At 39.1% G+C, this 18,693-nt stretch carries 17 protein-coding genes; 1 reads left to right on the top strand and 16 read right to left on the bottom strand.

Annotated elements, in window-relative coordinates; translation table 11 throughout:
- The 8 genes from hemE to hemA all read right to left on the bottom strand — a co-directional run bounded on the left by hemE (nt 1) and on the right by hemA (nt 8,501).
- Nucleotides 1–1,023 (bottom strand): uroporphyrinogen decarboxylase, encoded by a 1,023-nt coding sequence (gene hemE / locus B9A18_RS11980; RefSeq protein ID WP_084289525.1) that lies wholly within the window; start codon nt 1,021–1,023, stop codon nt 1–3.
- A 28-nt stretch (nt 1,024–1,051) separates the two neighbouring features.
- A complete protein-coding gene (locus tag B9A18_RS11975; RefSeq protein ID WP_084289524.1) occupies nt 1,052–1,567 on the bottom strand; it encodes a hypothetical protein in 516 nt (171 codons plus the stop codon).
- Nucleotides 1,567–2,271: a response regulator transcription factor gene (locus B9A18_RS11970; RefSeq protein WP_015809248.1), complete on the bottom strand. Its 705-nt coding sequence runs from the start codon at nt 2,269–2,271 to the stop codon at nt 1,567–1,569. Before B9A18_RS11970 ends, B9A18_RS11975 begins: the two co-directional genes overlap by 1 nt.
- 2 nt (nt 2,272–2,273) lie before the next feature.
- Nucleotides 2,274–3,140: a sensor histidine kinase gene (locus tag B9A18_RS11965; RefSeq protein ID WP_084289523.1), complete on the bottom strand. Its 867-nt coding sequence runs from the start codon at nt 3,138–3,140 to the stop codon at nt 2,274–2,276.
- A gap of 35 nt (nt 3,141–3,175) precedes the next feature.
- On the bottom strand, nt 3,176–4,549 hold the full coding sequence (hemL, locus tag B9A18_RS11960) for a glutamate-1-semialdehyde 2,1-aminomutase (RefSeq protein WP_084289522.1): 1,374 nt from the start codon (nt 4,547–4,549) through the stop codon (nt 3,176–3,178).
- Nucleotides 4,550–4,597: 48 nt separating this feature from the next.
- Nucleotides 4,598–5,566, bottom strand: coding sequence for a porphobilinogen synthase (gene hemB / locus B9A18_RS11955; RefSeq protein WP_084289521.1), 969 nt, complete (start codon nt 5,564–5,566; stop codon nt 4,598–4,600).
- Between the two features lie 102 nt (nt 5,567–5,668).
- The gene (gene hemC / locus B9A18_RS11950) at nt 5,669–7,249 is read right to left on the bottom strand and encodes a hydroxymethylbilane synthase (protein WP_200816352.1); all 1,581 of its coding nucleotides are present in this window, start codon (nt 7,247–7,249) and stop codon (nt 5,669–5,671) included.
- A gap of 25 nt (nt 7,250–7,274) precedes the next feature.
- Nucleotides 7,275–8,501 (bottom strand): glutamyl-tRNA reductase, encoded by a 1,227-nt coding sequence (gene hemA, locus B9A18_RS11945; RefSeq protein WP_084289519.1) that lies wholly within the window; start codon nt 8,499–8,501, stop codon nt 7,275–7,277.
- A gap of 172 nt (nt 8,502–8,673) precedes the next feature.
- Here hemA and B9A18_RS11940 point away from each other — a divergent pair, with 172 nt between their 5' ends.
- Entirely contained in the window at nt 8,674–9,498 is an 825-nt protein-coding gene (locus B9A18_RS11940; protein WP_084289518.1) for an alpha/beta hydrolase family protein, read from the top strand.
- Between the two features lie 395 nt (nt 9,499–9,893).
- Here B9A18_RS11940 and B9A18_RS11930 read toward each other — a convergent pair whose 3' ends face one another.
- The 8 genes from B9A18_RS11930 to B9A18_RS11895 form a co-directional block, all read right to left on the bottom strand.
- Nucleotides 9,894–10,073: a hypothetical protein gene (locus B9A18_RS11930; RefSeq protein ID WP_084289516.1), complete on the bottom strand. Its 180-nt coding sequence runs from the start codon at nt 10,071–10,073 to the stop codon at nt 9,894–9,896.
- A 71-nt stretch (nt 10,074–10,144) separates the two neighbouring features.
- Complete coding sequence (locus B9A18_RS11925; protein ID WP_084289515.1) at nt 10,145–11,422, bottom strand: DUF3748 domain-containing protein; 1,278 nt, start codon at nt 11,420–11,422, stop codon at nt 10,145–10,147.
- Nucleotides 11,422–13,422 (bottom strand): FG-GAP repeat domain-containing protein, encoded by a 2,001-nt coding sequence (locus tag B9A18_RS11920; protein WP_084289514.1) that lies wholly within the window; start codon nt 13,420–13,422, stop codon nt 11,422–11,424. Before B9A18_RS11920 ends, B9A18_RS11925 begins: the two co-directional genes overlap by 1 nt.
- A gap of 151 nt (nt 13,423–13,573) precedes the next feature.
- Nucleotides 13,574–14,995: a sialate O-acetylesterase gene (locus B9A18_RS11915; protein ID WP_159452650.1), complete on the bottom strand. Its 1,422-nt coding sequence runs from the start codon at nt 14,993–14,995 to the stop codon at nt 13,574–13,576.
- 26 nt (nt 14,996–15,021) lie between these two features.
- Complete coding sequence (locus B9A18_RS11910; protein ID WP_084289512.1) at nt 15,022–16,044, bottom strand: nucleoside hydrolase; 1,023 nt, start codon at nt 16,042–16,044, stop codon at nt 15,022–15,024.
- Nucleotides 16,034–16,966 (bottom strand): ribokinase, encoded by a 933-nt coding sequence (gene rbsK, locus B9A18_RS11905; RefSeq protein WP_084289511.1) that lies wholly within the window; start codon nt 16,964–16,966, stop codon nt 16,034–16,036. The genes B9A18_RS11910 and rbsK overlap by 11 nt, the downstream gene beginning before the upstream one ends.
- A 44-nt stretch (nt 16,967–17,010) precedes the next feature.
- On the bottom strand, nt 17,011–17,667 hold the full coding sequence (locus B9A18_RS11900) for a hypothetical protein (RefSeq protein WP_084289510.1): 657 nt from the start codon (nt 17,665–17,667) through the stop codon (nt 17,011–17,013).
- 26 nt (nt 17,668–17,693) lie between these two features.
- Entirely contained in the window at nt 17,694–18,692 is a 999-nt protein-coding gene (locus tag B9A18_RS11895) for a GRP family sugar transporter (RefSeq protein ID WP_084289509.1), read from the bottom strand.
- Nucleotide 18,693 lies beyond the last annotated feature (1 nt).

Raw genomic sequence — 18,693 nt, 5'->3', positions numbered from 1 at the left:
TTAATATTTAAAGTCCTTAATTACTTCAACAGCGTATTTTACGTTGTCAAAAGGAATATCTGGCATAATACCATGACCTAAGTTAAAAATGAAGCCATCCTGACCGCGCATGCGCTCAAATAATCTGAGAATCTCTTTCTTAATTACAGGCTTGTCTGCATACAAAATATGAGGATCCATATTACCTTGTACAGCAATACCGGCAGGCAGACTGTTCTTAATATTTAGGAGATCTGCATTCCAATCTACCGAAATTACATCCGGCTTAGCTTCAGCCATAATTGGAGCAAATACAGAACTTCCTTTACAGAAAGAAATTACAGGAATATCTTTTCTGTTAAGGTTAGCTATAATTTCCTGGATATAACGGTGAGAGAACTCCTGATAGTCGTTCCATGATAAAGCCAATGCCCAGCTATCAAAGATTTGAATAGCGTTTACACCAGCCGCGATTTGCAGATTCAGATAATCAGCAGTAACCTTTGCAATTTTAGCCAACAATTTATGCGCCACCTCAGGCTGATTGTGCATTAACAACTTGGTTAATTTAAAATCTTTAGATGAACCGCCTTCAACAAGGTAACTCATTACGGTAAATGGTGCACCAGCAAAGCCGATTAGAGGAATACTTCCATTTAAACGTTGTTGTATTACTTTAATCGCATCAGCAACATATTGTAATTTGTCCAATACATCTACCTCCAAAGCATCCACATCTTTCAGTGTACGCACAGGATTGGCATATTTCGGACCAACACCTTGTGTAAAGCTTAGATCACCACCCATTGCTTCACCTGTAACCAGGATATCTGAAAATAAAATAGCAGCGTCTATACCTAACAAATCAACCGGCAACATCGTTACATCAGCAGCAATTTCAGGTGTTTTGCACATTTCCAAAAAGGAGTATTTGTTTTTAATCTCCCAATATTCCGGCATAAAACGACCTGCCTGGCGCATCATCCATACTGGTGGACGTTCTGTTTGCTTTGAAAATGCTGCATCTAAAAATAACGTGTTCATCTCTTCTTAATTTATCCTCTATTTCTTTTTATAAACTGTTTACTTCTTTCTCTATCTTACTAATTATATCCTGAGCCTTTGCTGTTAGCGCCAGCTCTTTTGCTTTTTCAAGATAGGCACTGCTACGCACCTTATCTTTCTTTCTCAATGCCAGATTAGCCAAATGAATCATAACAAAAGCTTTATCATTCTTTCCACCTAGCGGAAAACGGCTGGCGATTTGAAAGTGAAATTCTGCGGCCTCATAATCCTCTTTTTTCAAAGCGATATTGGCACGCATGAACTCGTAATAGCCACGTCTATTCCTGGCCAACCTGTCTGCATTTGGCACTTCATTTAACAGCTTTTCAGCACGTGCATGATCACCGTTTTTAAAATACTTTGAAGCCAGCAGTATAGAGCTTTGTTTAAAATGGCTCCATAACACAAATGCAAACAAAAAGCCGGCAAGAAATGCCAGCTGATATTGATCGTAAAAAAGGCACACCAAACCGGCGATAGCAAAAACTATCATCAGGGCATACCTGCCTTTTGAATTATACATTAATGAATATCCGTGAATTTATAACCTACGCCTCTGATCGAATGAAAATAAACCGGATTTTTCTGATCTGGTTCAAAATATTTACGGAAGGTTAAAATAAAGTTATCGATTGTCCTGGTAGAAGGATAAACGTCGTAATTCCATACTGTTTCCAGGATCTGCTCACGCGATACAGCTTCATTTTTACGCTCTATCAGCAATTTCAACAGCATGGTCTCCTTTTTGGTTAAAGGAACAATAACTCCATCATCTTGTTTCAACTCAAATGAATTGAAATAAATGGTTTTGTCACCAATTTTATATGAATTTATTTCTTTTAAGTCGTCAGCTTTCATACTGCGTTTAACCAGAATACCTACCCTTAGAATCAGTTCTTCCAGGTTGAATGGTTTTACCAGGTAATCATCGGCACCCTTTTTAAGGCCCATAACTCTGTCTTCGCTGGTATTTTTAGCAGTTAAGAAAAGAATTGGCACTTCAGTATTTTCCAATCTGATGGTTTCACACACCTGGAAACCATCCATTTCAGGAAGCATTACATCCAGAATGATCAGGTTAAAACGTTCTTCCTTAAAAACCTTTAAGGCCGTTTTACCGTCTTTTACAGCATGTACTTTGTAACCTTCAAGCTCAAGGTTTAATTTTATCGCATCTAATAAATGGTCTTCATCTTCAACCAGCAGTATTCTTAATTTCTGTTGCATAATCAACTAAATGTTATTTCAAAAATAGCACCTTGCGGTACGTTATCTCTAACGCTGATATCAGCGTCGTGGCTTTGTAATACTTCCTTAACAATAAACAGGCCTAAACCTGTTCCCTTTGATTTTCTGACATTCTCATCACCAACGCGGTAAAATTTATCGAAAATAAGCATCTTTTCGGCATCAGGAATACCAGGTCCTTTGTCAGACACCTTTAAAAAAGCATGTCCATCTTTCTCAGTTAACTCAACCTCAACATCAGCACAAGGTCCGGAATACTTCACGGCATTCTCCACAAGGTTTGTCACTACTGATGAAAGTGCAAACTGATCGCCCATCACTTTAATGCCCGGTTTGATTTTCGGAGTGATCAATTGCTCACATCCACATGAATGCACCTGCAACCTATCCGTAATCTTAGTTACCAGGTCAGAAAAGTCAAATTGTTCCTTAGGAAACGAATAAGAGCGGTTTTCGATCTTGGTAGCCAGCAACATATTTTCTACCAGATCGTCTAAACGTTCAATATCTTTCAGTGAATTGCTCAACAATGAGGTTTGTCTGGCCTTATCCAGATCGCGCTTTACGATCGTTTGAATAGACAATTTTATGGCGGCCAATGGAGATTTCAACTCATGCGTAACAGATAACAAAAAGTTCTGTTGTTGTTCACGCAAGCGTTCTTCTTTTTTTATAGAGCGGTGCAAAAAATAAGCACCTATACAAAGTAAAAATAAAAACACTGATCCCTCTCCCATGACCATTGCCATTCTGGCAGGTTCCAACCTCACTACCAGTGTTCCCCAGGAGATCAATTGTACCAGAGCATAAAGCAGCATGAAATAAAATATAACGATCGACTTTTTCAAGATTACCTGTATTTACCCTATAAATATACCATTAATTACTTGTTCCTGAAAACAACATCAAGGCTGTCAAATATGGCCCTTTTAGCTTTTTCAAGTTCTATTTTTGTATGCGCAGCAGAAACAAAACCTACCTCATATCCCGAAGGACCTAAATAGATTCCCCTATTCAATAACTCTCTATGCATCACTTTAAATTTCTCCATACTGTTGTGGTCAATATCCGCTGCAGTCTGGATTTTATCTTTATCAGTAAATGCAATCCAGAAGATTGAACCTATATAAAATACCTTTATTTTATAATTTCTAGCAGTTGCAAAACGCTGAATGCTTTCTGCAAACTCACTGGTTTTATTATTCAGGTCCTTATAAAAACCAGAACGCAACAATTCAGTAAGCTGAGCAATTCCCGCAGCCATAGCCACCGGATTACCGGAAAGTGTACCAGCCTGGTAAACTCCCCCATCAGGCGAAATATGTCCCATAATTTCAGCAGAAGCACCATACATACCTACCGGCAAGCCCCCACCTATAATTTTACCATAAGTAACAATATCAGGTTTAACACCATAATGAGCAGCAGCCCCTTCAAAACCTAATCTGAAACCGGTAATTACCTCGTCAAATATCAACAAGGCATTATTCTCTTTACAGATGCCCTGCAAGAACTCAATATAGGCAGCATCCTGCATCAACAATCCGTTATTTGCCGGAATACCTTCAATAATAACCGCAGCTACCTGATCTTTAAATTGATCGAAAGCCTGTTTTAAAGCTTCTGTATCATTTAACGGCAACACGATGGTCTCCTGGGCAAAAGACTTAGGTACACCCGCAGATGAAGTTTCACCAAATGTAACCAGCCCTGAACCAGCTTTTACCAGAAGTGAATCAGTGTGGCCATGGTAGCAACCTTCAAATTTAATAATCTTATCCCTGCCGGTATATCCGCGTGCCAATCTGATAGCAGACATAACAGCTTCTGTACCCGAGCTGGTAAAGCGTATTTTTTCAACAAACCTGTTATTCTTAATGATCAGTTCGGCCAACTCATTTTCCAATGCTGTTGGTGCACCGAAGCTCATGCCGTTCTGCATCACCTCAGTAACCTTTTCCCTAACCTTTGCATTATTGTGACCCAGGATCAATGGACCCCAGCTAGCACAAAAATCTATAAATTGATTGCCGTCTGCGTCCCATACAAAGCAACCATCTCCTTTTTGAATAAAAAGAGGAGTTCCATAAACGGATTTAAAAGCTCTTACCGGTGAGTTTACACCACCCGGGAAATAGTTTTTAGCCTTTTCGTATAGTTCTGCCGACTTCTCTCTGGAAATATCCGGTTTACTGCCTGTGTTTACAGGTAAATCGCCTTCATTTCCTGAAAACATTTTTTTTAAAGATTCTAACATATGCTTATTTCAATTCTGTGTATCCTGTGGTTCCCAACAAGATACTACTTACATCCAATTCTTTTCAACAATATCCCTAATATGATAGGTAGTAATGATACTTGCTCCAGCGCGTGCGAAAGCATGCATCGTTTCCATCACCACTTTTTGTTCATCTATCCAGCCTTTTTGCGCAGCTGCCTTTACCATCGAGTACTCTCCGGATACATTGTAGCAGGCAATAGGCAAATCAGTATGTTGCTTCAAGTTTTGCATAATATCCAGATAAGCCAAAGCTGGCTTCACCATTAATACATCTGCGCCTTCACTTTCATCCAGTAATGCTTCTCTTAAAGCCTCAGTCCCATTCCTGAAATCCATCTGATAAGCTTTCCTGTCACCTTTACTCGGTGCACAGTCTGCCGCCTCTCTAAATGGTCCATAATAGGCCGATGCAAACTTCGTAGCATGTGACATAATAGCAGTATTCACATAATTAGCACCATCCAATACGCTTCTAATTGCAGCTATGCGTCCGTCCATCATATCTGACGGCGCCAGCATATCTGCTCCAGCCTGCGCATGGGTAAGTGCCATTTTGGCTATTACTTCTACCGTTTCGTCATTTTGTACGTAATCATCCTTTAATATCCCACAATGTCCATGCGTCGTATAAGAACACACACAAACATCTGTTACGATGTAAAGATCATCACCAAAGTTCTTTTTCAACAAACGTACAGCAGAAGGCACCAAAGAGTGATCGTGGTATGCAGATGCAGCGTTTTCGCTTTTCTCATCTCCTACACCAAAAAGCATGATCTTGTTTACACCAAGTTTCAATCCCTTCTCAACATCCCTTACCAGGGTATCTTCAGAAAAATGACTAATGCCAGGCATTGCATCAAGTGGATGAACCACATCTTTTCCCGGTACAACAAAGTACGGATAAACAAACATGTCTTTAGATAACCGTGTTTCGGCTACCATCTCTCTCACAATCGGGTTTTTCCTTAATCTACGCGGACGATGTAACATATTTTTCTTTTATTAAGTATGCAGCAGTTAGATTAGTATTCAATAGCAAATTATTTTTACACAATGTATCTAAAGTCTAAAACTAACATCTAAATACTAAAACTATTTTATATCAATTCCAAAAACGGCTTCAGCTAAGCCGATCTCATCAGGAGAATAAGGTAGAATACATTTCACACCCATTTCATCGAATTTTTTAGCAGTAGAATTACCTATCGCAATTACCTTTTGTCCTGGTTCCAGGAGGTTATCTACAAAATAAGCTTCCACATTCGAAGGACTTGTAAAGATGAGTACTTCAGCATAAGTCTGATCTATATTTTCTTCGATAACGGTTTCATAAATTGGTAAATCAACTACTTTCGTATCCGACTTTAAAGCTTTTTGAATGCTTAACAATGAATCCTGTGCCCTTGGAAACAATACTGTTTTTCCAGCAACAGCTTCTGCAAACAATTCTCCTACCTCTTCAATATCACCACCTTCACCAACATAATCAGCCAAATGGCCTATTCTTCTTAAAGAATCTTCCGAACCTTTACCGGCAACACCAAACTTCACATGCTTAGGTAAGGTCGGTTTTAATTTAAAGAAATAGTCAACGCTATTTCTGCTGGCAAAAAAGATCCAGTCTACATGTTTTAAATAAAACGGATCTAAGACCGTAACGATAGGAAAAGTACGGATCAGCGATCTCGCATCAATTTCTATATTATGTTTTTCAAGGGCTTTTCTGAAATAATTGTGTTCACCTACTTCTCTTGAAATAAATACTTTCTTAGGGAACTTTCTTTCCTTACTAAATTTAGCTACAATCTTTTCCGCCAAACCATCCAGATTTTCTACCCTGTAAAATAAACGATCAGGAAAATCTTCATCAGTTTCGGCTTTTGAAGTCCAAACTTCATATTGTCCGTTTTCCTTTTTGCAATAACAGCCCAAAGGCATATGACAACCGCCTTCAAATAGGTTCAGCACTTTACGTTCTATACCAATTTCAGCTGCTGTTTCCGGATCATGTATTTGTTGCAGGGTATCGAATAATTCGGTATCATTTTCCCGGATCTGAATAGCCAATGCGCCTTGTGCAGGTGCAGGAACCATTTCAGTAGTATCTATCACCTCAACATGAAATTCAGAAAGATCGATATTCAAACGGTTTACACCGGCCTTTGCCAGCACGATTGCATCATAATCTTCATCTCTCAACTTTTGTATACGTGTAGGTACATTCCCTCTCAAATCCTCAATATTCAAATCAGGACGAAGTGCAAGTAACTGCGCCTTACGTCTGTTTGATGAAGTTCCTACCATCGCGCCAGTTTTCAATGAAAGGTTATGCGTAATATTTACACAATCCTTAAGAATCAATAAAAGCTCTGAAGGATCCTCACGCTCCGTTACGGCAGCAATCGTTAATCCTGCAGGATGAACAGTTGGTAAATCTTTATGAGAGTGGACAGCGATATCAATGGTACCACCTAAAAGTTCTTCTTCCAATTCCTTGGTAAAAAAACCTTTGCCTTCCAGCTTATCTAATCTAAGATTTAAAATCTTGTCGCCCTGGGTTTTGATAACCTTCAACTCAGCTTCAACACCGATAGCTGCTAATTTATCTTTAATGAAATTGGCTTGCCATAAAGCCAGGTCGCTACCTCTTGTACCTATAATAAGTCTTTTCACGTTGATTGCTAATTTTTTGGCAAATTTAGCTATTCTTTACCAATATCTCCTTTGCCATTACCATTGGAACGCTGATGTATTTTTTTTCCATGTAATTCACCACCTTTTCCAGTAATAATCTTGAACTTTCATCCAGATTATTGATCTCCTCGGCAAAGATACCATTGATAGCAGTATGCTTAATTTCCTTAATTTTCTCGGGAACGCAACTCATAGCGATTTCAATTTTACGCTGGCGTAATACCAATGCAAAATCCTTGATGTTTTCTTCGATGATGTGCTCGGCATTTACCAGCTCATCATAGCGTTCCTGAATATTTTTACGGGCAATCTCTTTTAAAGATTCAACCTCTATGTAGTGTATTGGGAAGTTTTTAACCACTTCTGGAGCGGTATCATTAGGAATAGCTAAATCAACGATCACCTTTTTACCGGTTTCACCGTTAAGTAGCTTTTTATAAATCTCCTCAGTAACAATAGGCTCAGTAGCTCCGGTACAAGTGATAATCACATCAAATCCCTGATTGAAATTTTCAAGCTCTGTAAGCGGATAAGCCGTACCATTTAATTCTTTAGCCAGCACTTCTGCATTTTCAAGTGTCCGGTTAAAAACCGAGAAGTTAGAATATTTATGTTTTTTAAGATACTGTGCTAAATTTTTATTCGTTTCTCCGGCACCAATAATCAGTAGCCTTGAGTTAGCGCACATTTTAAGATCACGTAATTTACGGTAAGCCAAAGAAACAACAGATACAGGATTCTTAGAAATATTGGTATGCGTATAAACTTCTTTGGCCGTTTTCACTACCCGGTTCATAATCATCCGCATATAGTCTCCTGTAAATCCGGCAACACGACAAGCTTCGTAGGCTTTACGGATCTGAGCCAAAATTTCCTTTTCTCCCACAACAAGACTTTCCAGTGAACAAGAAGTTCGTAAGAGGTGATTGAAAGCATCCAGTTGTTCATAAGCTGATACGTTCTCAATAAACTGTTCCATATACTGGGAAGGTAATCCCATGTCCAGCACAGTTAAGAAACGAAGAATAAAATCTTTATCTAAATTACCCGAAGCTGTGAATACAAATTCGACTCTGTTACATGTTCCTACGTAGAATATTTCTTTAACACCTAACTCCGATTGAATGTTCCTCAACCTGTCGTCTAATGTCTGCTCACATATCACTAACTTACCCAAGGATTTCAGGTCAATCTGTTTATGCGTAAAAGCAATGATCTTTAAATATTCCAAAATTTAGTACCCTGTTTGTTTTTAACGAAACAAAAGTAAGAAGACAAGGCTGTTCCACTGTCATTATGCTGTAACAAAGAGCTATTTAGAAAGATTTTAAATAATATCACCCCCATAAACATCCCCATTTTAATTTTGTTATATTAGCTAAACACCATACACGTAGCTACATATGATCAAATCAGCGCACTTTACATTGAATGGAGCGGCAGGGAAAACAATTCTAGGGGATGCTACTTATGATGACAAAAACCCAAATTCAGCCACAATAATTTTCATTCATGGCTTTAAAGGTTTTAAAGATTGGGGAGCTCATCACTTAACTGCTGCTTTTTTTGCTTCAAATGGCTACAGATATATCAAATTTAATCTGTCGCATAGCGGGGTTACGGCGCAAAATCCAAACGATGTGACTGATATGGAAGCCTTTGCCTCCAATACCATCAGCAAAGAATTATCAGATGTTAATTCGGTCATCGACTATGTGTCTTCAACTTTTCCGTCAACATCCATTTCTCTGATAGGTCATAGCCGAGGTGGTGGCCTGGCGATCATTCAGGGAGCAAGAGATAGCAGGATCAGCAAACTAATTACCTGGTCGGCCATTTCTGATTTCTCCAGTCTGTGGAAAAAAGAACAGGAAACGGAATGGATCAAAACGGGAAGAATCTATGTGGAGAATGCCCGAACAAAAGAAAAAATGCCTTTAAACAGCACCTTGCTTGATGACTTTAACCACCACAAAGATCAATTCAACATTCTAAATGCAGCAAAACGTATAAAAATTCCCTGGTTAATCTTACATGGAGACGATGACATCAATGTTAAGTTTAGCGTCGCCCTGGATCTGGCACAAAAACAACTGAACGCAAAAATACAGAAGATTGAAGGCGCTAATCACGTTTATGGTGCGTCCCACCCTTACACCGCAGACCAACTGCCAAAGGATTTACAGGAAGTTGTAGAAAAGACCCTGGCGTTTTTAAATAGAAACTAAACGTTTAGCTCAGTTCCCAGATGCCTTTCCTGAAAGATGCATGAGTTTGCCATTTTTTATAGGTTTAGCACTTTCAAAAGCCGTTGTTCCCGTTGGCGCACTTACCTGCAAATCCGTTATTAAATAAATTAAAAGTAATGTCCATAGGATCATCAATAAAAAAATATGCTTCATATAATCTTGATCCATTATTATCCAAAGATGTATTAGTTTGATTTTGGTTAACTAAATCTCAGAAACATTCAAAAGCAACTCATCACACTCATTATCAAACATCTGTACTTTATTATCTAATTAAGAATACCGCTAACAACGGAGATTTCACCATTAACAACCCATATAAAAATCATTTCGAAAAATCCCCCGGATGAATCATCCGGGGGATTTTTCCTTTTTTATTTAATCTCCCAGTTATCCGTTCGAAAAGATGAAGCTGTTAGGCCGTATTTGTTAAACAAATCGCCCGATGTCCAGGCTTTAAACGCATAACGTGCAGCTACTGGTTTATTAACCTTATCGGCAGACACCAACACTCCCTCTTTAAAACTCAACCTGAGCTGAAATAACGGAGGCATATTTATTTCTTATTTAAAATTCGACTGCGGAAGTAATCGAAACCAAATCGAAAGATATGGCGTTGAGCTTTTTATTTCAACAAAAAAATCTGCAAGAACCTGTCGTTCTTTTTTACATATCGGTTATAGGCCAAGGTCTTACCATCTGGGCTCCAGATTACAGAACTTACAGGTCTATCCTCTTCACTTGAACTTTCTGTTAATTGCTTTGATATCCCTGTAGCCAGCTCAGTAATGTAAACAGCATTTTGTGCCACATAACTGATATACTCACCATCCGGACTAAAATTTAATCCACTTTGTATATCAAACTGATGAAAACTAATCTGCTTAACCGGTCCTCCGTTTGGCGACACGGTAAAAGCATTGATAAAGCCAGATGGGGCTTTTGACAAGAAACCAATCTTAGTTCCGTCAGAACTTGACCTCAGCCAATGACGTGGTCCAAGCACACCTTCTTTAGTAAATGTAATCCTTCTTTGCTTTACACCTTCCGGAACATCTGGCCTGCTGCTGGCAGTTCCGGCAAGCTTTTCTCCCATCCTCAGATCAGCAGGTAGATCAACTACAAAAATCTCTGTTTTACTCAATCCATTTTTGTCCTTTACATTTCCCTGAAAAGCAATTGCCCTTTCCTGCCAATTTCCATCTGCTTTCTGATAACCTTTTTTCCCAATCCAACATTCATCAAAGGCCTTATCGATATCATCACTATCGGCTATCGGATTTTCTGTAACCCTGGTTACCACTACAGCAAACATTTGGCCGCTGTTGTTTTCACCACTTGCATCATCCACAACCTCTACCTTTGCGGGAAACATTACACCCACTGTTCTCAGGTCCTGAACATCAGGATTAGTTTTACTCAACTGCTCTATAACATAATCGTTATAGGTAAAGCTCAGCCATTGCCCATCCCCACTCCATGAATGGGCATGAGTTCCCCCACGTAGCGCGCCTGGAGTAAATGGCGATTTAAGATCCCTCGCATCCATAAAAATGGGCAGTTCAGGATGATTAACATCAATTCCCACTCCCGTTCTGCGGGTAAAGCCGTATGGATTTTTTTCATCAGAATTTCTTATTCCATGGATGAATATTACCCGTTCGGCCGCAGGAGAAAAAGAGACAGCACCAAGTCCGGGGCCATACTCAGTTTGATTTTTCGTGTGATATAGCTGCTTTGCTTCCCCTGTAACCACATTCACCATCTCAATACTACCTGTACTGGCTATTTTACTATCATCATTTCGGGTATCATAAACAAGCCATTTACCATCTGCCGAAAAGCATTGATTGGTATTTAAGAAATGTCCCTTTGCATCAGTTGTTAATTGTCTTTCCTGCATTACTTTTTTTTTTCAGGATTAGGCAGATAATAAATATGTCCATCTTCGGCACCGACTAAAAGATCAGGAATACCGTCTTTATTCCAGTCTACCGTAGTTGGACTAGTGTCATGACCCGCAAGTACCAACTCCGCAAGCAGTCCCTGATCCTTAAGTTGTACCAAGCCATTCTTCACACCCATATTTTTCATCAGACTTACATTTATACTATTTACCAGTATATCCGGTTTTCCATCAAGGTCCCAATCCACAATCGTGAATTTCCGCCTTCCACTGGCACCAAATTTTAACGTATTTAATCTTATCAAACCCGCCAGGCTATCTGTTACTTTGTGATTTCCGTTATATCCGGCAAAATCGGTTGCCTGAAATATTCTCTTAGGTTGTTTTAACAGCAGTTCATTCCCCTTTTTAAAACGTTCGAAATAAGACAAGTAACCACCTGTATCCAGCATAACCAAATCCGTCAATCCATCCTTATTCCAGTCTATAGCATAAGGAGTTGTACGCCACTGTGTGACCAGTGATTTTGGTTCAGGGCTCCACCAGTTCCATGTTGGCTTTGGGACGGCCGAATTCCCCCAATCTACATTAACCTGCTGTTCTTTTGCAAGTTTAGGTGCAGTTTTAGTTCCAGTATTTTTATACCAAACAACTTTCCCCCATATAGAATTTACAATAAGGTCTTTAGGTCCATCACCATCCCAATCTGCAACAGAGAGTGTGGTATAACCCCACTTAGCTTCAGCAGGCCCCTGTATAGAGGCATTATTTCCTGCCTGTATCCTGATAACTTTTCCATCACTTTGCAACAATTTAGGCGCTGCCCAACGCGGCATTCCATTATAACCCCCCAGATTTTCTATGAAAGCAATATGTCCAGCTGAATTACCGCAAATGATATCCTCATCGCCATCCCCATCCCAGTCTGTGCTAAAAGGCGTTACCAACGCACCAAACTTTACGTTATCTGCTTCCTGCTTAAAATATACCGGAGACTTAAATTGAGGCATTCCATTCTTTACTTTTCCTGTATTTTCGATAAAGGCGACACGCCCGTCTTCATCTCCCACTACAAGATCAACATGACCATCCTTATCCCAGTCTACAGAAACTGGTATGATCATCTCCAGGTCCATCTTTATTACACCTGCATCATTAGCCAAATGTCTACCCTGCGCATAAACAGGCTTTTCCTTTGTGCCAAAATTTTCAAAATAAGTCAGTTTATCTAAAAATTCTCCACAAATCAAGTCCAGATCTCCATCACCATCAAAATCTGCAAAATTCGGCGTGGGTGCACCGTAAACATCCAGTTCCTTACCTCCAGCTTTAATCCGGCCTTTATTTACATAATTTCCATTCTGATTTTCAATGAGATAAACATAACCATGAAGCGGTCCGTTTGTCCAGTTCCCTTTTTTGTCATAAGCGTTATCCCATCCGTAATCAATCCAGTCATCCACCCCTACTACAATATCAACATCTCCATCATGATCATAGTCCACCAGTTTCCATTGGTTAAAGCGGTTTCTGCCTTTAATATCTTTCATAATAGAATCGGCAGGAAACAGCTTTTTCTTTTCCTTAGCAAAAGTTTTAGTAAAATTGATCAGCTCTGCACCAGGTACAGTAAAGCGTGGCTTACCATCAATAAAAGAAACCTGGATATCTTTTATTGATTTAGCAAGCAACACCGGCTTTGCAAACACAGGATTCTTGTCGCCACTGGTATTTTCAAACAAATAAACTCCATTAAACGGCTTCCCCTGGCTGGAAACCACCAGATCCATATCCCCATCTTCATCATAATCAATGGGAATTGGCCAGGCCCATAACCCCACACCAAGATCAACGGTTAAACCGGGATTATTGTATTTTAGAAACTGAAAATCTGGCGCCTTTGTAAGTTGTGCATTTACATCTATCGGTTTATTAACTAAACCAATGACAACCAAGCAACTTACAGATAAAATCCCACTGATATTTCTAATTTTCATATTTTAAAATAGCTTATAATTTAAGTTTGGTTCTAATATCAAAATTAGAAGAACCTAAATTAAACTTATGCGAAGATAGCTTTGTTATAATTTTTCTCCACTTAGTGTACTAAATTATCATATTCCATTTTTAAATAGACGCTATAATTTTTTAATAGGTGTCGCTCCTGAAAGGTAAAAGTCCTATTCCATAACTGTTATAAATATTACCATAGCTATAATTTTTATAACAGTACCTTACTGATATAGGATCTTTAACTTGATCACTTTTTAGCGCTATTTTATTCTTTGCTCCTTTCACAATCTCTGCATTTGCCTTATGATAAACTTTATCTGCCCCAGCAATTTCAAATCCTTCAATTTGTTCGCCATAAGCAGATATTCCATAGCCTACATTATCAAGCTCGACAATTATTTTTTGGTTGTCTACCGCATAAGAAAGATAACCAGGCGGCACTCCCCCGATCCCAGTCAGATTGTATGTTTTAAATAATGTATAGTAAGCCAGTCTTTTCGCTACAGTACGTTTATCAGGAGGATGGATGGTTGATACTGAACCAATATCTGCTGTTCCAACCATTCCTGCATTTGGAATTAAAGCAAGTGCTTTCTGCTGAACTTCTCTAAAAATGGCTACTTCTGTACCATTAGCATTCCAACCCATATTCTCGTAGCTAAAAGGAGCAAGTTGCACATAGTAAAAAGGAAAATCGTTGCCAAAACTTTCGCGCCAGTTACGAACCATTTCTGGAAAAAGCTTTAGGTATGCAGCCGGATTTGTAACATTCGCTTCGCCCTGATAAAAAACACAGCCTTTAATGGTGAATTTGGAAACAGGACTCAGCATCCCATTGTATAAAAGTGTTGGTGCTCTATTGGCAAGAGCGGGCGTTAAACTTTCGGATTTAATATCCACCTTGATAAACTGCTTAAGTTTATCTTCACTCATCCAGGCCTCAATCCTTGAACCACCCCAGTAACATCCTATTAGCCCTATAGGTACTTTTAATGTCTTGTTTAATATTTTAGCGAAATTGAAACCAACAGAACTGAAAGTCTCTACAGATTGAGAATTGGCCAACCTCCAGTTTCCTTTACAGTCCTCCTGCGGCTGGGTATTAAATTCTCTTCTTACCGAAAACAACCTGATTTCCGGAAAATCTGAATCAAGCATCTCATCATTAGCATTAAACAATGGTTGATTGGTAAATCCACGAGTGCTCATTTCCATATTAGATTGCCCACCACAAAGCCAAACTTCACCAAGTAAAATATTGGTCAAGCGCTTTTCCTGTCCATCACTAATGGAAATAGTATAAGGTGTATAGCTTCCGGCAATTGTAGCGACTTTAATCTCCCAACTACCTTCAGCATTAGATTTGGCTTTATACGTTTTATGGTCCCAGGATGTTTTTACTAATACTTCGGTATTAACGTTTGCTTCACCCCATAAACGCACCGCAGTATTTTGTTGCAAAACCATGTTGTCCATGAGTAATGAGGGGAGCTTTATTTCAGCTTTAACGCCCGAAAAGAATAAGCATAATAATAGAATGTTGGCGATTGATTTCATCAGCATATAAATTTGAAGCCAATTGGCTATAGTTTAGGTTTTTGTTGTACGAGCGCTTTAAATCTTAACAGCATGGTTTCTTGCTGCCGTTTATCTGCGGTAAGGATATACCTATTGCCCTTTTTACTTTTATTGAAAAAGGTAGCGCCTTTATCATCTGTTTCAATAAAGCCGGCTTTCGACACTTTGAAGTATTGTTTTAAAGGCTCTACAGCATAAAGCACAGAGGTAAGATCCCAGGTTGGCCTGTCATAGGGCATGGTTAAATAATACTCGTATGCTTGTTTTAAAGGATGGGCAGGTGTATACCCAAGTTCAGTCTTTATGAGATCCCCCGGAAAAACAACAGCCCCCCCAAGTTCCCAGGGACTTACAAATATATCACCAGGCCAGTTACTGAAAACATCCTTAGCCGCAGCAATATCATAGCGTATATTAAATTCTTTGCTTCTATCTGATCTAAAATCCCCGCCCATCAGGCTCATAAATTTGACTTTTTTATTAATCAGTTCTTTACCATTAAGGGGACTGTATTTGTCAGCAGGAGAATTGAGCAACCTCGACAGGTTTGTTAAAAATCCAACAGAAATAATAACAACTGATTTATCGGGTTGCCCGGATAAAATCCTTCTATACATCGCTACAGAACCTTCTACAGTTGAACCTGGGCTTAGCTTTCTTTCAAAAAGATCAGACCGCTGCTCATTTTTTAAGTTCGAAACATATTCGACATATGATATCTTTTTACCTTCCCGAATTTTTGGTGGCTCCACATTTCCCAGAGGGATATTAGGGTAACCATACCAACGATTCAGTAAATCAATAAAAGGTATAGAATAATTATTACCCTTATTATTAGAAATCGCAGCAATTTTAATTACCCCCGCATCCTGATACTTGTATAACATGTCCAATGCCAATACATCATCAATATCGTTCCCCATATCCGTTTCGAAAATAACGGTCAGTGGCGTTTTATGTGCTTCTGCATAGCTACTTAAAATACACGTTGCTGCAACAGCCAGAAAGAAAACTTGTTTAAATTTCATATGCTGATTGTTTAATTAAAAAACTGTCGACCTCTTCTTTAACTGGAATAGCTGTTTGCGCCCCAAGTTTTGTAACAGCAATAGCTGATGAAGCCAATGCATACTCTACAGACTTTACAAGATCATTGCTTTCCATAAATTTGCTGGTAAAGGAGCCGCAAAAGGTATCGCCGGCACCAGTCGTATCTACTACATTAACTCTGTGGCCCCTAAAATATTGATCCACATCCGCAGATAGCACGTAACATCCGTTCTCACCAAGCGTAACTATGACTACACCAACATTCTTTTCCTGAAGCTTTTTAGCGATAACATGAATCGGGACTTTAGTATTTTTCAATTCCGCCAATTCGGTAGCCTCTATCTCGTTAACGATTAACACATCTGTATACTTTAATATGTCAATTGCAGAGCTATGGCATGGCGATGGATTGAATATAACTTTAACCTGATTTCTGTAGGCTTCCTTAATGATTGCGTAGACAGTTTCCCCTGGAATTTCCAGTTGTAGAATTACAGCCTTGTAATTTCTGATGGAAGTCATAAAATCGTTAATCCGCTCCAGCGACATTTCCTTATTGGCACCAGGTGCAACAACGATACAATTTTCTCCATTCTCTGCAACAAAAATAAAAGCCGTCCCAGTCGGGACACCTGCTTCCTGTACGATATAAGAGCTGTTGATTTGATTCTCCCGAAAGTGGTTAATAAGCGCATTTCCGTAACTGTCATCCCCCAGGAAAGAAAAAAAAGTCACCTCTCCGCCCGCTCTTGCTGCAGCAATGGCTTGGTTCGCACCCTTTCCACCATATTTTACTGAAAACGTAGCATCTCCAATCGTTTCTCCCGGAACCGGAAGATGGGATACTGATGCTACCATATCTATATTTGTACTTCCTATTACTAAAATTCCATTCTTCATTCTAATGTTTATCAAAAAGCGTTTGCAATGTATTTGTAATTATGCTAAATATTAGGGGCATATGCCCCGGTAAGGTCATAGGTTATATAATTGATAACGATCTCGGTATCAGACTTAACATTTCCTTTTCCGAAGGAAAAAAGAGGCTTACCACCGTGTAAAACAAGGTCTGACGTTGATTTATAAATACCATCTATGTAGATATGCATTTTACGTTCCTCCCGCTCTACGGCTAAACGATAAGTATGGAATTCTTTACCGTTTAATGTAGCAACAGGTACTTTTTCGCCATTTATAATAACCCGATTATGTGTTATGCAGATGAGTCTGCTTACATTTTTGCCGTCGCGGACGTAGAGATCTAATCCTCGCCCATTATTCTTAACTATTTTTGCTTTAACTTCTATGGTGTAATTATTGGAAGGTTTAAACTCAGGAACGGTACCTTGAGTTACACCAAAAGTAATCGCTTCGCCTTCCAGGCATTTTATATTAATTCCCTCAGCTTTGACCAAAGACACCTCCCCTTTTTTTTGCTCTGCCGGGGTAATCAAGCTCCATCCTCTTTCTAAAGGTTTTTTTGTACCATCCATTACAAGATGATTATTAATCTGCTTCTGTATCAGAATGGGACCTTGCCCTAACGCATTGAAATAAACAGTACTTATTAAACAAGTTGAGATAAACTTTACTAGTTTCATATAATATTATTTTTTTTTATAATTTGTTAAGTACCTGCATAAATGATTAAGCCAATGCCTATAAAAAACAGGACAAACATCATAGTGAGATAGATATTGTTCACCTTTGGCCCACCTTTAAACTCTTTCCAGATAAACACCCCCCATAATGCAGCGATCATTGTTGCTCCCTGCCCAAGGCCATAGGATATGGCGGCCCCTGCTTTACCGGCGGCAATAAGATTCAGGGAATTCCCCAACCCCCAAACAGCTCCCCCAAAAACGCCAATTAAATGAGTTTTAAAATTACCATTGAAGTAATCCTTATAAGATACCGGCAAGCCCACAAAGGGCTTTCTCATTACAACGGTATTAATTATAAAATTACTGACAAACATGCCTACTGAAAAAATAAATACCGCTGTGTAAGGAGTCATTTTACCCATCTGAGGGTTTGCGAAATTGTCAACATCCATAGATGCCGCAATAAATCTGTAAAACACAGACATTAAAATACCGGCTACAACGGCTATTACAATTCCCTTTGTAGTTGAACTGCTATTTGAACCCATATTTTTATAGGCCTTGGCATTAAGCAATATGGCAATTGTAATTAAAGCCACTCCCACAAACAGCACAACCGGATCTCCTTTTGGTGTACTGATGTAATTGATCACTACACCCAATACCAGGGCTAATCCAACGCCTAATGGGAAGGCTACTGCCATTCCTGAAATTGCAATAGCAGCAGACAACAGAATATTAGAAAGATTAAATATCACTCCGCCTATAAAAGCGGATGACACATTCGAGAAATCTGCCTGCATCAAATCCGGAATAAAACTACGTCCCTGGCTTCCAATGCTTCCGAGCGTTAAGGCTGAAAACAAGGAGAACAATAATACGCCGATCACATAGTCCCAATAAAAGAGTTCGAACCTCCAGGTTTTTGTAGCTAATTTTAACGTGTTGCCCCAGGACCCCCAACATAACATCGTAATGAAACAAAAGAGTACAGCGAGTGAATAGTTTTCAATAATGAACATA

Origin of the sequence: Pedobacter nyackensis (assembly GCF_900176505.1) — a bacterium.
Classification (GTDB): Bacteria; Bacteroidota; Bacteroidia; order Sphingobacteriales; family Sphingobacteriaceae; genus Pedobacter; species Pedobacter nyackensis.
Note: the sequence above shows the minus strand (reverse complement) of the source record. Positions and strands in the feature narration are given on the sequence as shown.